This window comes from Pontibacter sp. HJ8 (assembly GCF_054824225.1).
The window spans coordinates 1-3,710 of sequence record NZ_JSYF01000401.1 but is presented as its reverse complement, the minus strand read 5'-3'; the positions used below and the strand labels follow the sequence as shown (position 1 = coordinate 3,710).

General features: G+C 50.9%; 5 protein-coding genes. All 5 read right to left on the bottom strand.

The window, feature by feature from the left end; all coding sequences use genetic code 11:
* Nucleotides 1–1,494: lytic transglycosylase domain-containing protein (locus OB13_RS16420; protein ID WP_461491262.1), on the bottom strand; the 1,494-nt coding region annotated here is incomplete at its 3' end.
* A gap of 6 nt (nt 1,495–1,500) precedes the next feature.
* Nucleotides 1,501–2,937, bottom strand: coding sequence for an Asp-tRNA(Asn)/Glu-tRNA(Gln) amidotransferase subunit GatA (gene gatA / locus OB13_RS16415; RefSeq protein WP_461491261.1), 1,437 nt, complete (start codon nt 2,935–2,937; stop codon nt 1,501–1,503).
* Between the two features lies 1 nt (nt 2,938).
* The gene (locus tag OB13_RS16410) at nt 2,939–3,151 is read right to left on the bottom strand and encodes a Sec-independent protein translocase subunit TatA/TatB (protein WP_461491260.1); all 213 of its coding nucleotides are present in this window, start codon (nt 3,149–3,151) and stop codon (nt 2,939–2,941) included.
* A gap of 19 nt (nt 3,152–3,170) precedes the next feature.
* Nucleotides 3,171–3,386 carry a Sec-independent protein translocase subunit TatA/TatB gene (locus OB13_RS16405; protein ID WP_461491259.1) on the bottom strand — a complete coding sequence of 72 codons (216 nt, stop codon included), beginning with the start codon at nt 3,384–3,386 and terminating at the stop codon, nt 3,171–3,173.
* 138 nt (nt 3,387–3,524) lie between these two features.
* Nucleotides 3,525–3,710, bottom strand: a 186-nt coding sequence (locus OB13_RS16400) for a hypothetical protein (RefSeq protein ID WP_461491258.1), incomplete at its 5' end; no start/stop codon positions are given.

The window sequence follows — 3,710 nt, the reverse complement described above, 5'->3', positions numbered from 1 at the left end:
AATCAGTTGCTGACCCGGTTTGATCGCGCTGTTCTTCAGCTTATTCAGTTTCTTGATCTGCTCTACGGTTAACCCCTCGTGGCGCTGCGAAATAGTCCAGAGTGTATCGCCTGGCTGCACATGGTAGATGAACTTGTCGGGCTGTGACTTGCTCTCCGCAGGCGTTTTGTTTACAACTGTCTTTACCGCAGAAGCAGATGTTTTGCCGGATGCCGGTTCAGCAGAAGCCAGCATGGTGGAAGTACGTTCCGCCACCGGCTGCCATACCCGGAGTTTTTGCTGGGCCATGATCGTAGTTCCGCGCAGCTCGTTCCATTCCTTCAGCTGCTCTACCGTGACGTTGTGCTGGTTGGCGATCTTGAGCAGGTTATCGCCGCGGCGCACGGTATAAAGCTTCTGCTCCAGGCTATCCTGTTTTGTAGCGGATGCCAGCAGGACGGGCGCCTGAGCAGGTATAAGCTCCTTTACAGGAGGAAGGGAAGGGGCAGCTGCCAGCAGGATGCAACTCTCTTCTGCGGCCAGGAGCGATGCCCGGCTGGCCGGTATTTTCAGTTTGTAGTTTTTGATGTGCTGAGGCAGCAGAGGCTTCCTTATCTCAGGGTTCAGTGCCAGCAGGGCCTGGGTATCCAGGTGCAGTTCAGCAGCCAGCTTTTCCAGATCCAGCGCCTGGTTTACTTCCAGGTGGGTATATTCGGGCGCATACAGGATGGAGTCGGAGAAGATGTTGTGCTCCGGCGCATACTTCATGGCGTAAATGACAGCCGTCATGGACGGTATGTAGTTGCGGGTTTCTTTGGGCAGGTAAGGGTAAATCTCCCAGAACGTTTTTTTGCCGCCACCGGCACGTCGTATCGCTTTATTTACATTGCCCTGGCCGCAGTTGTAAGCTGCCATGGCCAGCTCCCAGTCACCATAGGTACGGTATAGCCGGCTCAGGAAACGCATGGCGGCATCCGTCGACTTTTCCACATCCATCCGCTCGTCGATGTGCTGGTTATGGTGCAGGCCATATTCTTTGCCGGTAGCAGACATGAACTGCCAGGGGCCTACAGCCCCCGCCCATGAAGCTGCTTTGGGGTTTAGTCCGGACTCCACGATCGAGAGGTACTTCATATCCTGCGGCATGTTGTACTTCTTGAGGTACTTCTCATAGATCGGGAAGAATACATTTTCGCGCGTGATCATCGTGCGGGTATACTTCCGGTTACGAACGGTGAAGTAATCGATGTGATTTCGTACAGATTTGTTGAATACTAGCGGAATATCTGATTCGATGCAGCTCAACCGGTCCATGATAACGTCATCCGGCTCATAGGGGATATGCTCCACCAGCAGGGCCAGGTCTTCCTCAGACAGGAAGGTGGTGTCTGCTTTGGGTTTGAGGGAGTCTTTCGCTATCGGTCTTTCAGGTCTAAGGTTGAAAGCCTGGGCATGCGTGACCCCCATGCTGCCAACAATAGCTGCAAGTGCTGCAAAGAATTTAAAATAAGTCATTATGATTTATGCTTCAACGGTTATCTTATCCAGGATATAATTCGAGAAAGCAAGCAGTTGCGGCTCCTCGAATGAGCGGGTCATTAACTGTAACCCGATGGAAAGGCCATTTGCATCGCGACCAACCGGTATAGAGATGGCTGGAACTCCGGCAAGCGAGGCCTGAACCGTAAAGATGTCAGCTAAATACATAGCCAACGGATTCGCCGTATTCTCTCCTATCTTGAAAGCGGTGGTAGGAGCAGTAGGCAATATAAGAAAATCATAATTCTTGAGCAACTCATCCGTCTTCTCTTTTATGAGACGTCTGACACGCTGCGCCTTGGTATAGTAGGCATCGTAATAGTCGGCGCTGAGGACGAAAGTACCCAGCATGATGCGGCGCTGTACTTCCTGGCCGAAGCCTTCAGCACGCGTTTTCTTGTAGAGGGAAGTCAGGTCCGTGGCATTGCTGCTGCGGAAACCATACTTTACCCCATCAAAGCGGCCCAGGTTGGAGCTGGCTTCGGCTGTGGTCAGGATGTAGTAGGTAGGCACCATGAAGTCCAGGTATGGGAACTCAACGGCATCCACCTGGTGACCTGCTTCCTGCAGCATGTCCTTGACCCCGAGTAGAGTTTCTTTTACTTCGGTGTCCAGGCCTTCGCTCTCAAAGCAATCACGGATATACCCTATTTTATATTTTTTGTCTGTGTGAAGAAGCTGGCTGTAGGCCGGCACTTCGCGGTGGCTGACCGTGCTGTCAAATTCATCGCTACCTGCCATCACTTCCAGCAGCAGCGCCGCATCCTCCACGCTTTTGGTAAGCAGACCGATCTGGTCAAAAGAAGATGCATAGGCAATCAGGCCATAGCGGGAAATGCGGGAATAGGTCGGTTTGAAACCAATAACGCCACAGAAAGAGGCAGGCTGACGCACCGATCCGCCCGTGTCAGAACCGATAGAGGCCAGGCACAGGTCTGCCTGCACGGCAACGGCTGACCCGCCGGATGAACCACCCGGCACGCGGGAGTGATCATCGGCATTGAGTACCGGACCAAACGACGAATTCTCGTTTGAGGCGCCCATCGCAAATTCGTCGCAGTTCTGGCGTCCGATGATAATCGCATCTTCGGCTAACAGGCGCTGTACGGCCGTAGCGGTATAGAGTGATTGAAAGGAATTGAGGATCTGGCTGGAAGCCTGCAGGCTGTGCCCTTCGTAAGCCAGCACATCTTTCAGGCCAATGACCATACCGGCAAGTTTGCCGGCAGTGCCTAAAGCTATTTTCTTGTCTACAGCAACAGCCTGGGCCCGTGCTTCTTCTTCAAAAACTTCAAGAAAAGCATTCAACTCAGGCTGCTGCTTGATGTTGTGCAGGTATTTTCCTACCAATTGCAGGCACGAGAGCTGCCCGGAGGCAATGTCTGTGCGGATGTCACGTAGCGAATTGTATGGTCTCAAACTATTCGGGCTTGTTAATGTCTTTGATGGAGCGCTCTATCTCGTTCCGGATCTGACTTTTGGCGTCATTAAACTCGCGCATACCCCGCCCTATTGAGCGGGCTATACCTGGAAGCTTGTCTGCGCCGAACAATAGAAGTACTGCCGTTATAATAACAAGCATTTCTCCTCCCCCCAGGTCTGCCAGGAAGAGGAGAATTGTACTAAGATTCATAAACGCTTATGCTGAAAGATTACTTTGTCTGGTTGTTGTCTTCCTTGACAGAGTTCTCGATGTCAGATTTGATTTCTTTGGTGGCATCTTTAAACTCGCGAATACCGCGTCCCAGGCCTTTGGCTAGCTCTGGAATGCGCTTGGCGCCGAACAGCAACAGGATAGCAAATAAAATCAGGACTACCTCAGTGCCGCCTAAACCTCCGATAAATGCAAAAATGTTGGTATAAACCATGGTCTTAAATTTTAAGATGAATCGCTACAAAATTAAAGCTATATTTTAAATAAACTCACAAAACGACAGATTAGTTTAACGCTTAGCCATTCTGTTTCTATACCTTAGTGCAGAAGTGTGTGCGAAAAGATGTGCTACTTACGAAGCTGGAACCGGACCGGATTGCCTGATCAGGCAGGTATAGCGGGAAAACTTTTTGGGCAGGTGTTCGTAGAGATTGGCAAAAAGCACTGTACCGGCCACAAACCATGCTTTAAGTAATAATTTCTCTACCGGTGCCCTGTATTCTGCTACTTGCTTTGGGCTGTTTCCCAAAATGACAAT

Excerpts from the sequence above, each read along its gene's own strand:
- OB13_RS16410 (WP_461491260.1), bottom strand. The coding sequence starts at position 3,151 with ATGAATCTTAGTACAATTCTCCTCTTCCTGGCAGACCTGGGGGGAGGA.
- OB13_RS16405 (WP_461491259.1), bottom strand. The coding sequence starts at position 3,386 with ATGGTTTATACCAACATTTTTGCATTTATCGGAGGTTTAGGCGGCACT.